The 17,064-nt window shown below is 43.0% G+C and carries 17 protein-coding genes and 1 other annotated feature; all 17 genes read right to left on the bottom strand.

Going from position 1 to position 17,064, the window contains the following annotated elements; genetic code table 11:
• Positions 1-9: 9 nt before the first annotated feature.
• Complete coding sequence (locus G4D54_09175) at positions 10-939, bottom strand: prepilin-type N-terminal cleavage/methylation domain-containing protein (protein QJA02585.1); 930 nt, start codon at positions 937-939, stop codon at positions 10-12.
• 17 nt (positions 940-956) lie between these two features.
• Entirely contained in the window at positions 957-2,000 is a 1,044-nt protein-coding gene (locus G4D54_09170) for a hypothetical protein (protein ID QJA02584.1), read from the bottom strand.
• Positions 2,001-2,018: 18 nt separating this feature from the next.
• Entirely contained in the window at positions 2,019-2,606 is a 588-nt protein-coding gene (locus G4D54_09165) for a hypothetical protein (GenBank protein QJA02583.1), read from the bottom strand.
• An 8-nt stretch (positions 2,607-2,614) separates the two neighbouring features.
• Complete coding sequence (locus tag G4D54_09160; protein QJA02582.1) at positions 2,615-3,352, bottom strand: hypothetical protein; 738 nt, start codon at positions 3,350-3,352, stop codon at positions 2,615-2,617.
• Positions 3,353-3,362: 10 nt separating this feature from the next.
• The gene (locus G4D54_09155; GenBank protein QJA02581.1) at positions 3,363-4,274 is read right to left on the bottom strand and encodes a pilus assembly protein PilM; all 912 of its coding nucleotides are present in this window, start codon (positions 4,272-4,274) and stop codon (positions 3,363-3,365) included.
• A gap of 12 nt (positions 4,275-4,286) precedes the next feature.
• Positions 4,287-5,483 (bottom strand): type II secretion system F family protein, encoded by a 1,197-nt coding sequence (locus tag G4D54_09150; GenBank protein QJA02580.1) that lies wholly within the window; start codon positions 5,481-5,483, stop codon positions 4,287-4,289.
• A 24-nt stretch (positions 5,484-5,507) separates the two neighbouring features.
• The gene (locus G4D54_09145) at positions 5,508-6,275 is read right to left on the bottom strand and encodes a prepilin peptidase (GenBank protein ID QJA02579.1); all 768 of its coding nucleotides are present in this window, start codon (positions 6,273-6,275) and stop codon (positions 5,508-5,510) included.
• Positions 6,276-6,348: 73 nt separating this feature from the next.
• Positions 6,349-6,792 carry a prepilin-type N-terminal cleavage/methylation domain-containing protein gene (locus G4D54_09140; GenBank protein QJA02578.1) on the bottom strand — a complete coding sequence of 148 codons (444 nt, stop codon included), beginning with the start codon at positions 6,790-6,792 and terminating at the stop codon, positions 6,349-6,351.
• Positions 6,793-7,180: 388 nt separating this feature from the next.
• The gene (locus G4D54_09135) at positions 7,181-7,912 is read right to left on the bottom strand and encodes an RNA methyltransferase (GenBank protein QJA02577.1); all 732 of its coding nucleotides are present in this window, start codon (positions 7,910-7,912) and stop codon (positions 7,181-7,183) included.
• A gap of 17 nt (positions 7,913-7,929) precedes the next feature.
• Positions 7,930-10,011 carry an HD domain-containing protein gene (locus G4D54_09130; protein ID QJA02576.1) on the bottom strand — a complete coding sequence of 694 codons (2,082 nt, stop codon included), beginning with the start codon at positions 10,009-10,011 and terminating at the stop codon, positions 7,930-7,932.
• Positions 10,012-10,317: 306 nt separating this feature from the next.
• Positions 10,318-13,050 (bottom strand): isoleucine--tRNA ligase, encoded by a 2,733-nt coding sequence (ileS, locus tag G4D54_09125; protein QJA02575.1) that lies wholly within the window; start codon positions 13,048-13,050, stop codon positions 10,318-10,320.
• A 37-nt stretch (positions 13,051-13,087) separates the two neighbouring features.
• Positions 13,088-13,296 (bottom strand) — a binding site (T-box leader).
• Positions 13,293-13,757 (bottom strand): cell division protein DivIVA, encoded by a 465-nt coding sequence (locus G4D54_09120; protein QJA02574.1) that lies wholly within the window; start codon positions 13,755-13,757, stop codon positions 13,293-13,295. It overlaps the preceding feature by 4 nt.
• 14 nt (positions 13,758-13,771) lie before the next feature.
• Positions 13,772-14,524: a hypothetical protein gene (locus G4D54_09115; protein QJA02573.1), complete on the bottom strand. Its 753-nt coding sequence runs from the start codon at positions 14,522-14,524 to the stop codon at positions 13,772-13,774.
• A 3-nt stretch (positions 14,525-14,527) separates the two neighbouring features.
• Complete coding sequence (gene sepF / locus G4D54_09110) at positions 14,528-14,929, bottom strand: cell division protein SepF (protein QJA02572.1); 402 nt, start codon at positions 14,927-14,929, stop codon at positions 14,528-14,530.
• Positions 14,930-15,056: 127 nt separating this feature from the next.
• A complete protein-coding gene (locus tag G4D54_09105) occupies positions 15,057-15,302 on the bottom strand; it encodes a sporulation protein (protein ID QJA02571.1) in 246 nt (81 codons plus the stop codon).
• A 45-nt stretch (positions 15,303-15,347) separates the two neighbouring features.
• Complete coding sequence (locus tag G4D54_09100) at positions 15,348-16,127, bottom strand: SigB/SigF/SigG family RNA polymerase sigma factor (GenBank protein ID QJA02570.1); 780 nt, start codon at positions 16,125-16,127, stop codon at positions 15,348-15,350.
• Positions 16,128-16,360: 233 nt separating this feature from the next.
• Positions 16,361-17,059, bottom strand: a complete 699-nt coding sequence (locus G4D54_09095; protein QJA02569.1) for a sigma-70 family RNA polymerase sigma factor — start codon at positions 17,057-17,059, stop codon at positions 16,361-16,363.
• Between the last annotated feature and the right edge of the window lie 5 nt (positions 17,060-17,064).

Here is a 17,064-nt window from a genome sequence, read left to right as displayed (position 1 = left end):
CTTCCATCATCAGCTTACACTCTTCCACATAGAATCTGTATTCGTATTATATTCTGCATCGATATCCAATACTTTCCATCCATTTTTCGGATTCTTAACAATGTCTTTCATATCTGTCCAAGATTTGATATAGCCATTATTTTTCACATCATACAGCACTTTTCCATCTGAAGAGGAAAAAACAACCTTGATTCTACAAGTGTCCTGATCACAATAATACCAGCGTTCATTATCATAATCATAAATCATATAAAGATAATCATCGAAATCTATATCTGTATCTACTAATTCATTCCTTGGATTTAACATGATTATAAGACCACCATGGTCGTGCTGTAAATCGCCTTTTTTTATCTCCCATGGATAATATGGAAAGACGTAAACATCCTGTGCTCCAAGCTTTGAGCGATAACTTCCCGGAAGAAGCTCTTTTGGAAACTGTATCCAATTAGATGACATCAGAATATGCACATTTTTCAAAGAAGCGTTATAGGAATCCCCGTTTTCCATTTCTTCATGTGCTTCTCTTGCTTTCTTAATTGACTTATAAAATTCATCAAGATTTGATTTAAATTCTTTATAAACGGAAGTATTCTTTACTTTTTCCTGATTACCCGGTTCTTCCAGTGCCTTTAGATGTACTCTGTCATCGTCCTTTACATTCAGTATTGCTATATTTCTAGCGACAGGTACACTTACACGATCAGATGAAATCGTATAGGTTACTTTATCTGTATCTATTTGAATATTATCTCGCACATCATTGTTCATTGTTTCTTCTGCATAAGAAAGAAGCATATCACTGTTGTTTTTAATTGTGCTTGAATTCCCCATAATTTTTAATACTGCAGAAAATCCTCCAAATAGCGTTAAACTGGCTATGGAAAGAATCGCTAGAGCTGCAATCATTTCAATTAAAGTCATACCCCTTTTATTCATTTCCATCACCTCTATCTTTAATCAACACATCGTTCCGGTATAAAATACTTCTTTTTAAACGCTTCCCATTTAAGCAATTCATTTTCAGGTTCTTTACCATCTACCAGCTCACCTAAAATTTTAAGCGGTATAATTTTATTGCCATTGAGTTCCGTTACATCATACCAATGCCCATCCTCAACATTAAATATCATAGAAGCTTCCCAATCGCCATTATTCATAGTGCTTTTTTCATTCGCATATACAAATGACAATTTCTTGCCATCCGAGCAATAGGTTTTCATATAAAATGTTTTACCCTCAAATTTTTCCGGAAAATTTGATGCTGCACTATTATCGAATTTCGGTATGCTGCTGTTATAAACACCTGTGTAAAGATATTCTCTCATACGATCGTTGCTATAATATCCATTGTTGGCATATTTTTCCCATGTTTCTCCATACTCTGCAATCATTCTTTCATATATTTCAGCATCGCTTTTCACATATTCCTGCATGACTTTATTACCTGTGCACGCTGCTTCATATAAAGGTGTTAAATGCGACATCATAATCTTCGCATTCTTGATATTGATATTTTCCTGTACCTCAGCACCCTGTCCTTTATAGTATTTTAACAACTGCCATTTTTTCAAATCTCCGGTTCTTCCCAGCTGCATATCGGCATTCACAGTCTCTGTCTGCTCTGCATAATCCACAGTAACCGATATCGTAATTTTGCCACGTATATCTTTATCCTTATCCACCGCAACACGGGAAATTTTCGCTTCCGTCACCTTTCCGATATTGGACGCTTCCGGAATATCTATATTCAATGGTGTTGACTGGTTTTCCTCTTCTGGTATCATAGCGATATAATCACTGTTGTCCAGCTCGATTTTCTCTACAATATTCTGAATAACACCCTTTGCGGTCAGATAAGCCTGGCGCTTGCTGTTATTGTTTACACTTCTGTTATAGTAAGAATATGAAATACCCAGTGCAGCTGCAACGGTTATCATCAAAACCATGATGACGGTGATGGCCCACAGCAAAGCCGATCCCTTCTGATTTCTTCTCATATTCTCACCTCTCTATCTTTATATCATGAACAGCTTAAATGTAATCGTTGTTGTTTTTTCATCATCCTCTTCCGAATATGTAATACCGGATACTTTTAATGACTTTGTCGTTCTCACATCATCTACAAGTGTCTGAACATCCGTAATTGCACCGGACACACTCAGATTCACATTATAAACCTTCAGTTTTCCATCCTTGTTCTTGGAGGAAGAACCTTTTTTCTGCTGCAGCTGATATTCGGTATAGCTCAGAATGTCTTCCTGATCAGCCTCGGCGATACTCAGGCTGACAGGCGTCAGTCCATGCTCAATCGTCATGGAGGTGATAAGATTATCAACATCTTCCTTATTCATTTCTTCATAAAATTTATTCTTGATATTCTTTAGCTCCTCCGAAGTCTCCTTCAGCTGCTTATCCAAATCACCATAGTCAATCATCGATGCCTTCACTGACTGCAGCTCCAGCTGGGCAGTATCATATTCCGCCTTCAGTGTGTTATGCTTTTCCAATGCCGGCAATAGCATCCAGAACAGCCCTCCGGCAAAAACAACAATACACAATAATACATACAGCAATATTTTTTCTCTCTTCGTTAATGTCTGCATACTTTCACCTACTTCAGTTTACAAAGGACCGTAGCCGAATATACTGTCGTTGTCTGCTTATCCGCCTGTGTATTCGTTTCATTTGTCTTATTCAATAAATCCAGCAGCTGCTGTGCTGCGGATTCTGTATCTGTTTTTGTATCCGTATTCTTTTCTGTATTATCTTTTACATTTTCTGCAGCTTTTTCATTTGCTTCCGCAGTCTTTGTTGTCTTCTCTGTTTGCGCATATCCTGCATAATCAACGGTTTCAAAGGTCTTGCTCTTTTTCAGTCTTCTGACAAACTGCTCCGTATCCTCCGCTGTAAGCGATTCCACCTGTAATGTCACCACCTGTGTTTCTCTTTGATAAGATAATGATACAATGGAAGTATTCACATCGGAAGCAATCAATATCTGATCGAATGTATTCTGACTCAGCTGCGGATAAGACTGAATGTCCTTATGCAGCGTCTTATACTTTTCTACATCATTCATCGCCTTTTGCAAGGACTGGTATTTCTCTAAATTGGGATCCTCTGCAATCTGCTTCTGCACCTGCTTCAATTCTGCTTTTGCTGCTGCAATATCAGAGTCCAATGCATGGTTCTGATAGGTCACAATACCAAACCAGGATATCAAGATAACAGCTGCACTGATGGGAAACACCAAATATTTCAAGGTGCCGACATATGGAGAGGCTTCTTTTTTCTGTTTATAGACCTTCAGTAAATCAATATCTTTATTTTTCAATCCATTTTGAAACATCTCCTGCACCTCACTTTCTGATCAGACACCCTACGGGGAACACATAATCATGCAAATGGAAATCCTTATAGTGATCCCCGGTTACATAGACAATCTTGGAATCCGGAAATTGTTCCGCCTGCAAATTCAGATTGCTACGTATACTTTCAAAAACCATCAGCTCCTCCGCATCATCCAGACCGCAGAAATATGCTCTCTCAATAGGGTACGGACTCTGCTTGGATTTGCTGAACTGGATCAGCTGGGATATATTACTGTTCATTTCAGAAATAAAAGCCTGCGTTCCCCGCTCTGAGAACAGCCTTGTTCTGTTAGAAAAGGTATAGTGGTTTTTCTCAAACAGATAAGAGGATACATTATTACCGTCCAGAACCGATACAATATAGGTTTTTCCATTCAAATCTGCCAGCTCCTGCGTTAGCTTATGCAAGGCATTAATGGAGATATCAACACTTTTCAGCCTGATACCTGTGGCATCAAACAGTTCAATATAGCTGGTAAGCAATTTTCTTTCAACAGCACAGCATAAAATCTCTCCGCCCTTTTTCTCTTCCTCTTCAAACGATGACTGCAATACACTGTAATCGTAAATCAGATCCTCATAGCTGCCATCAATATCAGCTAATTCATCCTTTGCGACCTTCAGCAGCTCCTTTTTTGAAAGCTGGGGAACCCGTATGTTTTTCACAAGAATCTGCCCGCTGTCGATTACAAGCCGGGCTTCCTTTAAGCCGTTTTCCTGCAGCTCCTTCAAAATGTCAAGGATGGAGGAGTCATCGGTAATCACACCATTGATCATTGCGCCTTCTTCCAGAGGATATTCATGAAAGGCTTCTACCTTTACCATATCTTTTTTATCACATGACCCGTAAATCATCTGTACGGCATGTGATGATATAAATAATACATATTCTTTTGCCATAAGCTTCTCCCTTTACTTTAGACTCGTTGGATTTTGATACATCTGATAGATTGGCAGCAATACCGCCAGCATGACACACAATACGATCAATGCCAGAATTATAATCATTACCGGCTCCAATAGTGTGACCATACGCTGAGATGCAGCCTCGGATTCATAATCAAAATCATCTGCCAGAGATGTCAGCATTGTTTCCAGACGTCCGCTTTCTTCTCCAATGTAAATGGAGCTTGCGAGCTTTGGATCAAAGCCGTCAATTTTCTGTATGCTCTGTGACAGTGAGGTTCCGTTTCTCACCATATTCACGACTCCGTCAAACTGAGATTCTATATACTTATTCCCGATCGTATTGCGTATGATCTGCATACCGTTGATGATGGAAATACCACTTGTATAAAGCGAGCACATATTTCTGGCAAAGCGCGCTGTATAAATGATACACAGCAGCTTACCGATTTTCGGAACATTCAGCTTCAGTTTATCAAACCGATACCGAACCTTCTCTATGCGAAGCAGCGTTGTGATGAACGCAAATATACATAAGATGCCAATCAGAAGCCAGTACCAATAATGTATCATAATCTGCGAAAGACCATTTACAATTTTCGTAATCAACGGAAGCTCCATTCCTTCAAACACACTCGAGAAGCTTGGAATAATCCAAGTAAATACAACAATGATAACAAAAACGGTTACACATAACAGAATAATCGGATAAATCATGGCATTGCGTATCTTTCGCTTGATATGATCATCCTTCTCATACTGCAAAGCCATCGTCATAGCAACCTTTTCCATCTGTCCGCTGCTTTCTCCGGTTCGATACATATTGATCATAAGCTCCGGAAACGCCTTTCCTTCAGATTCCATAGCCATTGACAGTGTCTGTCCCTGCTGCAGCTTACGGTACATATCCGTATAAATACTTTTGATTTTCGGTTTGCTTTCTCGTTGTACAAGAATAGACATTGCACGTATCAGACTGACACCGGAGCCAATCATCGCTCCCAGCTGTCGAGAGAAATCAGACAGCTCCTTCAGAGTCAGTTTATATGTATTCTGCTGTGTGTTTGTCACATCCTTACAGTCAATCAGATACTGATCCCTGGAACGCAGAAAAGCAGCAAGCTCACTCCTGCTGTTCACTTCCATTTTTCCGGTTATCCTTTTGGCATTTATATCTTTCGCCGTATATTTATAAACCGCCATATCTGTATTCCCTCCAAGCCTGTTTTATAATCCAAATAACGATAGATACCTCTGTATCAGAGTTTCACCATAAAGTAATGATATCATAATCCCTGCACACAGATACGGTCCAAAGGCAATATGCGCTCCCTTTTGTGTTTTTCTTGACAAAAGCAGATATACTGCATAGCTTCCTCCTATCAGTACGGAGATAAAAAACGCAAGGAGTGTCAGCTTCCATCCCAGCAGAAAGCCGGCTACAGCAATCAGCTTGATATCCCCGCCGCCAAAGCAGTCCGGAATCAGAAGCGTCAACAGATACATCGGAAGACTGACAATGAAAAAGCCGATAGCTCTTGTCATTAACGCTGTTTCCGGATGCAATACTGTGAAAATGCCAACAGGAACAATTAAAGATATAATTAAACCATTTGGTATTGTCATAGTATCAAAATCAATCATGGTGATTGTGAAAAGAATCATGAATACTGCAAACACAAGAACAGTATCCCAGGAAAACCCATAGGTATAAAAGCAAAACATCCCGATACAGCCTCCAAGAAACTCCAGTACAGTTTCACGTGCTGAAATCTTATTACCACAGTATCGGCATTTCCCTTTCAGAAACAGATAGCTGAACACCGGGAATAAATCATACCACTGCAGCTGATGATGACATGAAGGACAGAAGGATCTCCCCTTTACAAAGGATAAGCCCTGAGGAAGTCTCCATATTACCACGTTCAAAAAACTAGTGATACAAATTCCAATAAGGAATGCATATAGATATAGCAGTAATAGTAAAGAGTCCATTTACTCACCATCCTTCTTTAATTAAAAGTGTAAATATAAAGCCTCTTGGAAGAGGCTTTATATTTAATCAAATCTATTGGTTTTTCTTAATTTCTGTTTGCGTTGCTGTGTACGTATCATCAGATCCTTCAACTTGAATCTCACACTTATCTATCTTCTTTTCTGTCAGCGTGCATGTAATCGACTTAACAGCACCTTCCGGATATTTAGCATCGCCGTCATCACCGGTTTTAGAAAGACCTAATTCACCATTAATGGCATCAACATTATTAACTTTTGTTGTCAAATCATCATTAGAAATACCTGGATTTTCACCAATCTGGCTTGTGGCATAAGACTGAGCTGCAACATAACCTGCTCTTACCTGAGACTGCACCTTCGTATCTGCTGCCTCATTGATATACTTCATAACAGCCGGTACTGCCAGCGCCATCAGGATACCGATGATTACCAGAACCACGATGATCTCAACCAGCGTAAATCCCTTCTTGTTCTTCTTCAATTTCTTAACATTCATTTTTCTCTTCTCCTTTTTTCAGCAGGCAATGCTTCACAAGTTATACTTTATGAAACAGGTAATTTTCATAATCAGCTGTTCTCTATGCAGGATATGCAGAAAACTCCATTCTCACCTGTGAATTATGCTAATTCCCCATTCCATAATAGTTCAGGTTCATAGACATTTAAGGTATGAAAAGTCAGCCAAATTTCCACAAAAGCCCTTCTGCATTGCCAAAATCTTAACGTTTATATTATAACATAGAAAAAACAGGGAAAGTTTTTTTTGTCATATTTTTATATTATTTTTCAGCTATAAGCATTCAAACTAAAACTTCGTGTGATACTGATGTGATAATCGCCATACACCTCTTACGATTCCAAAACGATTATTTTAGCTGCGTTCCTCATTTTTTAAACGCATACATGCAGATTCCTGCCGCAACAGCAACATTCAGGGATTCAAAGGTATGCATCTCGATAAACACATGAGTATCCGCCAACCGCAGAACCTCCTCGCTGACACCCTTTCCTTCATTGCCAAACACAAGTGCAAATGCATCAGGCACTGCAATTTCACGAAGTGCCGAGGCATTGTGCAGAGAAGTCGCAAGAATTCTGGTACCCTTCTGCTTCAAACTCATCAGCATAGCCTGCACATCACCTCGAATCACCGGAATGTGAAACAAGGCTCCCTGTGTGGAACGTATCACCTTTTCATTGTATACATCACAGCTGTGTGCAGACAACAGGACTGCATCATATCCAAAGGATACGGCAGTTCGAATGATGGTTCCGACATTCCCCGGATCCTGCACATCATCCAGTACGATAACCCGTTTACCAAATTCTGCATCATGGTATTGCGGCATATGGCATACGGCCATAATCCAGGTACCGGATACACTGCTTTCCAGCTTCCGCAGAATGTCCTTCGTGACCTCATACACCGGATATTCCACAAATGCATGTGCTTTTCCAATCTCCACAAGTACAGCCTCGACCAAGCCGGCTCTCGCAGCTTCTTCAATCAGATGTTCCCCTTCTACCAGAAATCGCTGATCCTTTTCACGATATTTCTTTTCCTTATATTTTGCCCATTGTTTTACCTTTGCATTGGTCAGTGATGTAATCTTCATAAAGCTCTCCTTTTTTATTAACCGTTTCGCCAGCATGAAGTCTTCCTAATTGCAGCAGCAATATCCTTTATATCTGCATTTAAAATCCAGAATGTCTTTCTGCAAGCTTCATCTCTGCGGTTTTCCAGCAAATCCTTCAGCTGGCTTCTTAAGGCTTCATCCTCACAAATCAAATCTACGATGACTCCGGAATACTGTGTTCCCGCTCTGCTGCGAAGCTCTCGAACCACCGTTTCAAACTTCTTTGCCTTTGCATAATTTCTGCCATAGCTGTCCGTGGCAGCATCTAGTGAATCACAAATTGCTATCATATCAATAAATATCTTCTGCGGCGAAGCTTCTATATGAAAATCCTTTGGATATCCGGACTTTCCGTCATAACTCTTATGATGTCCGACTGCCATATCATAAAAGCAGGCCAGCTGCGGTATCCGCAATAGAATTTCCGCACTGCTTTGCGGATGAAACTGAATGGTTTTATACTCAACAGCACTTAATCGGCGGTACTGCATATTCACAACACTGCTGCAGCACACCTTTCCAATATCATGAAGCAAAGCACCGATACGAATATATTCCAGAAATTGTGCAGCTTTATGCTGTACCTCCTCCTCGCTCATGCAATTCAGCTGTCCGATCAGCAAGTCCGCCCGGCTTCGCAACATGGCTTGCGTTATCAGACTGGCTGCATCGCTGACCATAAGGGAGTGAATTCCTGTCTGTACCTGCCGGAAAACAAGCAGCCGCAAAACATAAGCCAGCACCTTTTCATCATCATGGAAATAGGATAACTGGGAACAGACAAAATCATATATTGCTGTATCTGCGATATGCTCCAGCTTTTTGCCAAAGGGAATGGAGGCCAGCACTTGAGCAAAGCGATCCAGCTGTTCTTCAAAGAAAGCACGATATTCCTCATGCCCTTCCTGTATCAGTGTCCGCAGACTGTTCAGGATACAGATCCATACCTCTATTAAAGAATTATCATAATTAAAATTCTTCCCTGTGATGCTGGAAGGGAGTCGTTCCATTTCCTGTTTCATTACCGCAAACAGCATATCCTCCGGCAACTGCTCATGGACACGAATTGACATCAAATAGCTGATTCTTTCATGTATTTCCTCCGGCGTACCCTTAGCTGTATAAGAGCCGCAAAGCCTCTTACTTTTTTCATACATGTAATCCGCAATATCCGAGGTATAAGCTTTCTTCTGCAGCTTTATTGCCAGATCAGAAAAGCTGGACAGCATATTGGAACGAATCAGTGGCAATACAGCATTATACGGCTTCGTCATATCTGCCTCACGCATAAACCGTTCCACCATCGCAATGGCATGCTCCTGCTCCTGCAGGATAACCTCTTTGAGAAATGACGAAAACTGCTCATCCGCATGAAGCATTTCATAACGGCATACGCTCAGAAGGTCATAGATGCTCAACCCATAACTCTTTTCCATATCACTTAAGGTAACATAAAGCTCTTCATACCGTACAATCACCATTTCACAGTACTGAAGAATTTCTTTATGAAAATGGAAAACATCCAGATCGTGCAGACAGATTGCAAGAATATAATAGCATTTCATCTCAGCTACTCTGTTTTGCCTTGATGAGTAATACTCAAGCAGAGAAAGCGCAGCTGCGTAAATCATATGCGTGTCCTCCAGACGCATACAGTTGATAAACAGGTACGTCAGTAGGGAAGCAGCCTCCTCCTTTTGCCAGCGGGATGGATGATCGATGTAATATTGTAAATATTCCTGTATGAAATCCGTTTCCTTCTGATACATTTGACGCATTTGCTTGGAATACTTTTTATAATCCTGAAGCCATGTTTCAAACGCCTTACCTTTTGTAAGAGAGATTTCGTGGAGCTTCTGATTGATCTGCCGGATCACTCCGTAATAGCTGTCATATGCGCTGCTCCATTCCTCTACCGTAGTAAACATTCGTTTTTTACGTATCATAGCATCATTCCTTTTAAATCCATTGTACTTTATTTCCAATGGCATTGCCAGAAAAATATTATGTTCTACCCAAAACAGATAAAAGTTGTATTCATCCTTACATCGCCTGATGATATCATGCAGCTTTCTCAATAAAGAATATCCTCATAATTCATGAGCGATGGAGTATCCTCTGATGAAAGTCCAATTCGAAAAATGAAAATGCATACGGAAAAGCAGCACGTTTGCTATCCTGTTTTGTGAAGCACACAAATTCAATTCCGGCAGTGTTATCTTTTTACCACCCGGATACGTAGTTTGCATACGAATGAAAAAGAAGTGCGGACATCCATACGTTTATCCGGCACTCCTTTGCCTTACAGCAGATAGCAATCTTTGATTTATCCAGGCGCATTTATACCTTAAGTCCGGCAACCACGCATGATTTGCAATTGCCGCTTACTTCTGCTCCAGCACCTCTGCACAGCGCTCACACAAGCCATCCTCCGCATGGGAATCCGTAATATTCCAGCATCTTGGACAAACCTTGCCTTCACACTTCTCAACTTCTACCTGACACACTTCATACTGCTTCAATTCATCCACGGAGAAGCTGACCTTGGAAACGATCAGCCACTGGTTGAAATGATTTCCGCACAGCTTCTCAATCAGTGCACGGTCTTCATCGCTCACATTGATCATCACATGTGCTTCCAGAGACTTACCAATCACCTTTTCCGCACGTGCTTCCTCCAGGGCCTTGAAAATATCCTGGCGAATTGCCATCATGCGTTCCATATCCGCTTTGATTGTATCAGCACCCTGTACATCCAGTGCCTGTGCAAAGCTTCCCAGATGGATACTTTCTGCTTCGGTATGGAAGAAGTCGTTGACCTCCTCACAGGTGTGCACGAGGATGGGTGCCCACAGGCGAACCAGCGTGTTGACCGCATGCCACAGCACCGTCTGTACCTGACGACGTCTAGGCGCATCCTTTTTCTCAATATACAGGATATCCTTCGTATAATCCATGTAATAGGCAGACAGCTCGTTCGTCATCAGATTGCTCAGCATATTGGTGATATCCGCAAAACGGTATTCCTTATATGCCTTCATTGCTTTTTCATTCACTTCATTCAACAGGACCAGAATATATTTGTCCAGCTCCGGCAGCTCGTTGATATCCACAAGATCCTCTTTTGTGAAATCCTCTTCCGGATTGACATTGGCAAGCATGAAGCGGAACGTATTGCGCACCTTGCGGTACTGCTCGCTGATCTGCTTTAAAATCTCATCCGACATACTGCAGTCCGCTTGATAATCGACACTTGTCGCCCACAGACGCAGGATATCCGCACCGTATTTCTTCGTGATTTCTCCCGGTGCTACCGCATTCCACTGTGATTTGCTCATTTTCACACCCTTGCCATCCATAACGAAGCCGTGGCTCAGTACCTGCTTGTAAGGAGAGTGTCCATGCACAGCTGTACCGATGATCAAGGAGGAATTGAACCATCCGCGATACTGATCGCTGCCCTCGAAATACAGATCGGCAGGATAGCCCAGTCCGCGTTCCATCATGGCTCCGGTATGAGAGCTTCCGGAGTCAAACCATACATCCATCGTATCGGTTTCCTTGCGGAATTCTCCATTTGGGGAGCCTGTATGTGTATAGCCCTGCGGCAACAGCTCCTTCGCTTCCTTTTCAAACCAGATATTGCTGCCATGCTCACGGAACAGCTCTGCCACATGGGCAAATACAGCCTCATCCATAATCGGCGTATCATCCTCCGCATAGAAAATCGGAATCGGAACACCCCATGCACGCTGCCGGGAAATACACCAGTCACCGCGATCAGCAATCATATTGTGCATACGCTGCTGTCCCCACTTCGGAATCCAGTCAACATTCGCAATCTCTGTCAGCAGCTTTTCACGAATCTTATCAATGGACGCAAACCACTGCGTTGTTGCACGGAAGATAATCGGCTTCTTTGTTCTCCAGTCATGCGGATAGGAGTGCGTAATGAACTCCAGCTTTAACAATGCGCCCATTGCATCCAGTCTCTGTGTTACCGTCTTGTTGGCATCATCGACATACTGTCCCTTCAGCCAGTCACCGGCATCCTCCATCATGCAGCCGTGCTCATCCACATTGCAATACGCAGGCAGACCGTATTTCTGTCCGATGAAGAAGTCATCGGCACCAAAGCCCGGTGCCGTATGTACACAGCCGGTACCTGCATCTGCCGTTACATGATCCCCCAGAATTACCAGGGATTCGCGATCATACAGCGGATGCTGACAGGTGATCATTTCCAGCTCGCTTCCCTTATAGGTTGCCAGCTTCTTCTTTGTTTCCAGACCAAACTTCTCCCACAACGCATCCACCAGCTCTTCCAGAACGATCAGCTTGCCCTTTTCGCTTTCCACAAGCGCATAGGTGTAGTCCTTATTCAGACAGATTCCCAGATTGGCAGGAATGGTCCATGGTGTCGTTGTCCAGATGACAAAGGAAGTATCGCTGTCCAGAACACCCTTGCCATCCTTCACCGCAAATTTCACGAAAATCGTCGGGCTTTTGATATCCTTGTATTCAATTTCCGCTTCCGCCAGTGCGGTTTCACTGGAAGGACTCCAGTAAACCGGCTTCAATCCCTTATAAATCAGACCGTCCATCGCCATGGAGGCAAAAATTTCAATCTGATGTGCTTCAAAATCCTTGGTCAGTGTGATATACGGATGATCGTAATCGCCGACAACACCCAGTGATAAAAATCCCTTTTTCTGACGGTCCACCTGTTCCAGCGCATAGTCATAGCACAGCTTGCGGAAATCGGATAATTCCATCTCCTTGCGGTTATGTCCCAGCTTCTGAATTGCAGTTTCAATCGGCAAGCCATGCGTATCCCAGCCCGGCACATACGGCACCTTGTAACCGGCCATATAGCGGTTACGGACAATGACATCCTTCAAAATCTTATTCAGGGCATGTCCCAGATGGATATCCCCGTTCGCATACGGTGGCCCGTCATGCAAAACAAACGCTTCACAGCCCTCACGGTTCTCCAGCATTTTTTCATAGATTTCGCTTTCCTTCCAGCGTTTCTGAAAGTTTGGCTCCTTTGTCGGTAATTTCCCACGCATTTCAAACCTTGTCTTCGGCATTAACAGTGTATCCTTGTATTCCATATCATTTCCTCCTTTTATGAAAAAAAGACGCCTTCTATCTAAGGACGTCTTGTAACGCGGTACCACCTTAGTTCACATGAAGCTCATGTGCCCTCAGCTTATAACGACAAGCGTATCGTATTTCCCTACTGCTTTCAGGAAATCTGCTCCAAAGTGATATCTTCTATATCCTTCCTGCCGACTCTCACCAACCGTCAGCTCTCTTCAAGTCCACATATAGAAGCATGTCTTTATCTCAGCATTTATATTTCTTTTTTCAATAAATCAAGATCCGGTATTTCAGGGGCTTCAAAATCATCCAGTGCCTGCGTGATTTTCTGCAGCTCCTTACGCATACTGCCCTTCAGATCGTTCGCCTCATCTCCAAGGCGGGCCACCTCCATCAAAATTCCACGCGCCATCATTAAGGATTCCTTTACAATGGCATCGGCATTGCGGTGTGCCGTATCGACGATCATATTTGCTTCCTTCATCGCCATGCGTGTCATTTCGTCCGCAGCTTTTTCCTTGACCTCGAGATTCTCACTGACATCCCGGTAGCGTGTTTCCAGCTCCTGATATTCTCTGGTTAGTTCTTCTTTCAGTAAGTTGGCTTTTTCCAGTTTTTTCTGAAGGCTTTCCATCTGCAGCTTCTGTGTCTGAATGTAATCCTCCACCTGATAGCGATTATATCCATTTTTCATTGTATCAAATGCGTATCTGTCCATAATCCCTCTCCTATTCACTGATACATGCCAACCTCAATGACAAGATTTCCCTTTTTTGTTTCCTTCACAACCTCTTTCAGCTGGAATCTTCCATGTCCGCGAATGGAAATAACACAAGTATTATCGCACAAATAGGACGTTTGTTCAAGTATTACATGATCAACTTTTACCTGTTTGCTCCGTATGAGATCTGCAGCCTTTGCCCTGCTGAGTCTGGCGAGCGCAGCGACCAGCGTATCAAGTCGAAGAGAGGATACTATCAGTGATTTGTAGGCAATATCCGGTTCATAGCTGACAGACTCCTCACTCGGCTCCAGATGGACGGCACAGCGTTTGATTTGCGTCAGATTGGCAATCAGATAATTGCCGATATCCGGATCCACAAACATATGCACCGCATCCTGTTCAACGATAAGATCCCCGGTTTTATCCCGCTCAATCCCCAGATTCATCAACGCCCCGAGCACATCACGGTGTGCCAGCTTTCCAAAGCTGTAAGAAATCTTCGCCTTTAGATGAAGCACAGGAATCTGTACCTCTTCCTCCCAGGGCAGAAAGGCAAGCCGGCAGCGTTCGGCCTGCGCATAGCCGCCATCTTTGCGATACAAAATCCGATGTCCGCAAAAGCGTTCGGCTATCTGTATCTGATCAGGCGAAAAAAAGGGTGTAACAACAACCCGGTTCCAGCGTTCCATGCGATCAATCTGATCCTGCAGGCGCCGGACGAATTCCTCGTTACCCCGATAATGCTCTATTGCGACAGACAATGGTTAGTCTTCCTCGCTTGCGTCAAGGCTGATTTCCCCATGTACCGCCACGCTGCGCGGCGTACACAGAATCACATTATGCCCGATTTTCTGAATGCTTCCATCCAGAGCGAAGATTACACCGGTTAAAAAATCAATGGTACGCTGTGCATAGTCACGCTGCAGCTTGTGCAGATTGACAACAGCCGCCTTGTTTTCCTTCAGGCGTTTTGCGATTTCTTCGGACTCATCAAAGGAACGAGGCTCAAACAGAACCATTTTCGTATCGGTTGGCAAGTGATTTACTTTTGATTTCGGTCTTTCATATTCGGAAATAGAAGGAGTATCCTCTTCCTGTTCTACTTCTAAAACGTCATCTTCATCCATTGGCGCTATAAATTCTTTGAATTTCTGACTGATGCTCATTTACGCGTCCCTCCTATACATTATGTATATTCTAGCACAAAAATCCCTTTATAAAAAGGGATTTTTCATGAAATTTATACAAGTGCCGCAAACTGTTTCAAAAGCCCTCCTTTTTGTAAAAAAAACTTCAGCATCGAAATTTCACAAGAATAACATCACCCGCGATATTTTCGATTTCCTGCGTGGGAATCTCGATTTCATCACACGGGAAGAACCAGGGAAACAGCTTTTTCACAAAGGACTGCGTGGGATGGACAAATATGGAATGAATCACATACGTGCATGGATCAAATTCCACATCATTGACGAGTCCGATCATACTGCCATCCATCACATTGATGACCTGTCTTCCGCAAATATCCGTATATTTCAATTCTATCACCTGTTTCAGTATATGCCCTTCACCCGCAGGTGTTGCCTAGGAATCAAATTCTTTTTTCAAAACTGCAATGGCGTTTTTTTCCAGACGTGACACCTGTGCCTGCGAGATGCCCAGCTCTCCGGCAATCTCTGTCTGCGTCATATCCTGATAATAGCGTTTCTGTATGATATCCAGCTCCTTCCCCTTTAAGCGTGTCAGACTGCGCTTTAACGCCATCAAATTGTTCAGATGCTCGATTTCATCCTTGTCATCCTTGATCTGATCCAGCAAAAACAGCTCATCTCCGTCCGAATTGTATACCGGTTCAAAGATGGAAAGCACACTCTGTGTGGAATCCAGGGCATCCACGATATCCTTTTCCTTAACCTCAAGCTGCTGGGCAAGCCAGGAAACACTTGGTTCCTTTTGATGCTTATGTACATACTCCTCCTTCAGCTTGAAGGCCCGATACGCCAGATCCTTTAAATGGCGGGATACCCGGATTACCTGATTATCGCGCAGATAGCGTTTGATTTCACCCATGATCATCGGTACCGCATAGGTGGAAAAGCGCACTTCATGCTTCAGATCAAAATTGTCGATGGACTTCACAAGCCCGATGCAGCCAACCTGAAACAGATCATCCATATTTTCACAGCGATTGGAAAAGCGCTGCACAATGGACAGCACCAGCTTCAGATTTCCATTGATCAGTGTTTCCTTGGCACTTTCATCGCCCTGCTGGAGCTTCACAAACAGCTCCTTCATTTCTGCATTTGTCAAGACCTTTAACTGTGCGGTATTGATACCGCTGATTTCTACTTTATAACGACTCATATGCTCTTTGCCTCCTAGTGTCTGTACTAGCAGTGTGCCCGAGCCGTTTCTTTGTTATGCGTAAAAGCAGGCAGCTTTTCCTGTAAGTAATTGGAAGGAAAACAGTCTTGACAATAGTAAGATAAAAACAGCCGGATCAAACGTCTGTCCGACTGCTTATAAGGTTTTTTTCAGTGCATGGTTCCTCGTATTTTTCAAATTTCATAATCCGTTGCTGCAGTTGAGCCGTTGTTTTACTGTGAGTTCTTCATCTGTACCTTCAGCTTGGCGATAATGCGCTTTTCCAAACGGGATATATAGGACTGGGAGATTCCCAGACGCTTGGCGATATCCTTCTGGGTCAGCTCTTCATGCTGAATGCCGTAGCGCATCTGCAATATCTGGCGTTCCCGCTCCTTCAGCGTCGACATCGCCTCCAGCAGCTCCCGCTTGTTTTCCTTTTTTTCAAACTCCTTGGTCACGACATCATCATCGGTTCCCAGAATATCCGAGAGCAGAAGCTCATTTCCGTCATAATCGATATTGAGTGGTTCATCAAAGCTGACCTCCACCTTGCGGCGGCTTTTCTTGCGCAGAAACATCAGGATTTCATTTTCAATACAGCGTGACGCATAGGTCACCAGCTTGATATTCTTATCCCGTTTAAAGGTATTGACCGCCTTGATCAGCCCGATGCTTCCGATACTGATCAGATCCTCCATAAAAATCGGATTAGTTTCATAGCGCTTTGCGATGTATACGACAAGGCGAAGATTATGTTCAATCAGTGTGTTGCGGGCCTCCTCATCTCCGTTTTCCAGAGCAATCAGTGCAGCCAGCTCCTCTTCCTTGTCCAGCGGCTTGGGAAGTACATCATTTCCCTGGATGTAATAGACCTCCATGACATCCTGTTTAATAAATAAAAAGCGAATGAGTTGCAGCAGTTTTTTCATCATCA

This window comes from [Clostridium] innocuum (assembly GCA_012317185.1).
In the GTDB taxonomy this organism is placed as follows: Bacteria; Bacillota_I; Bacilli_A; order Erysipelotrichales; family Erysipelotrichaceae; genus Clostridium_AQ; species Clostridium_AQ innocuum.
The sequence above is the reverse complement of the archived record's forward strand: the minus strand, read 5'-3'. Positions and strand labels throughout refer to the sequence as shown.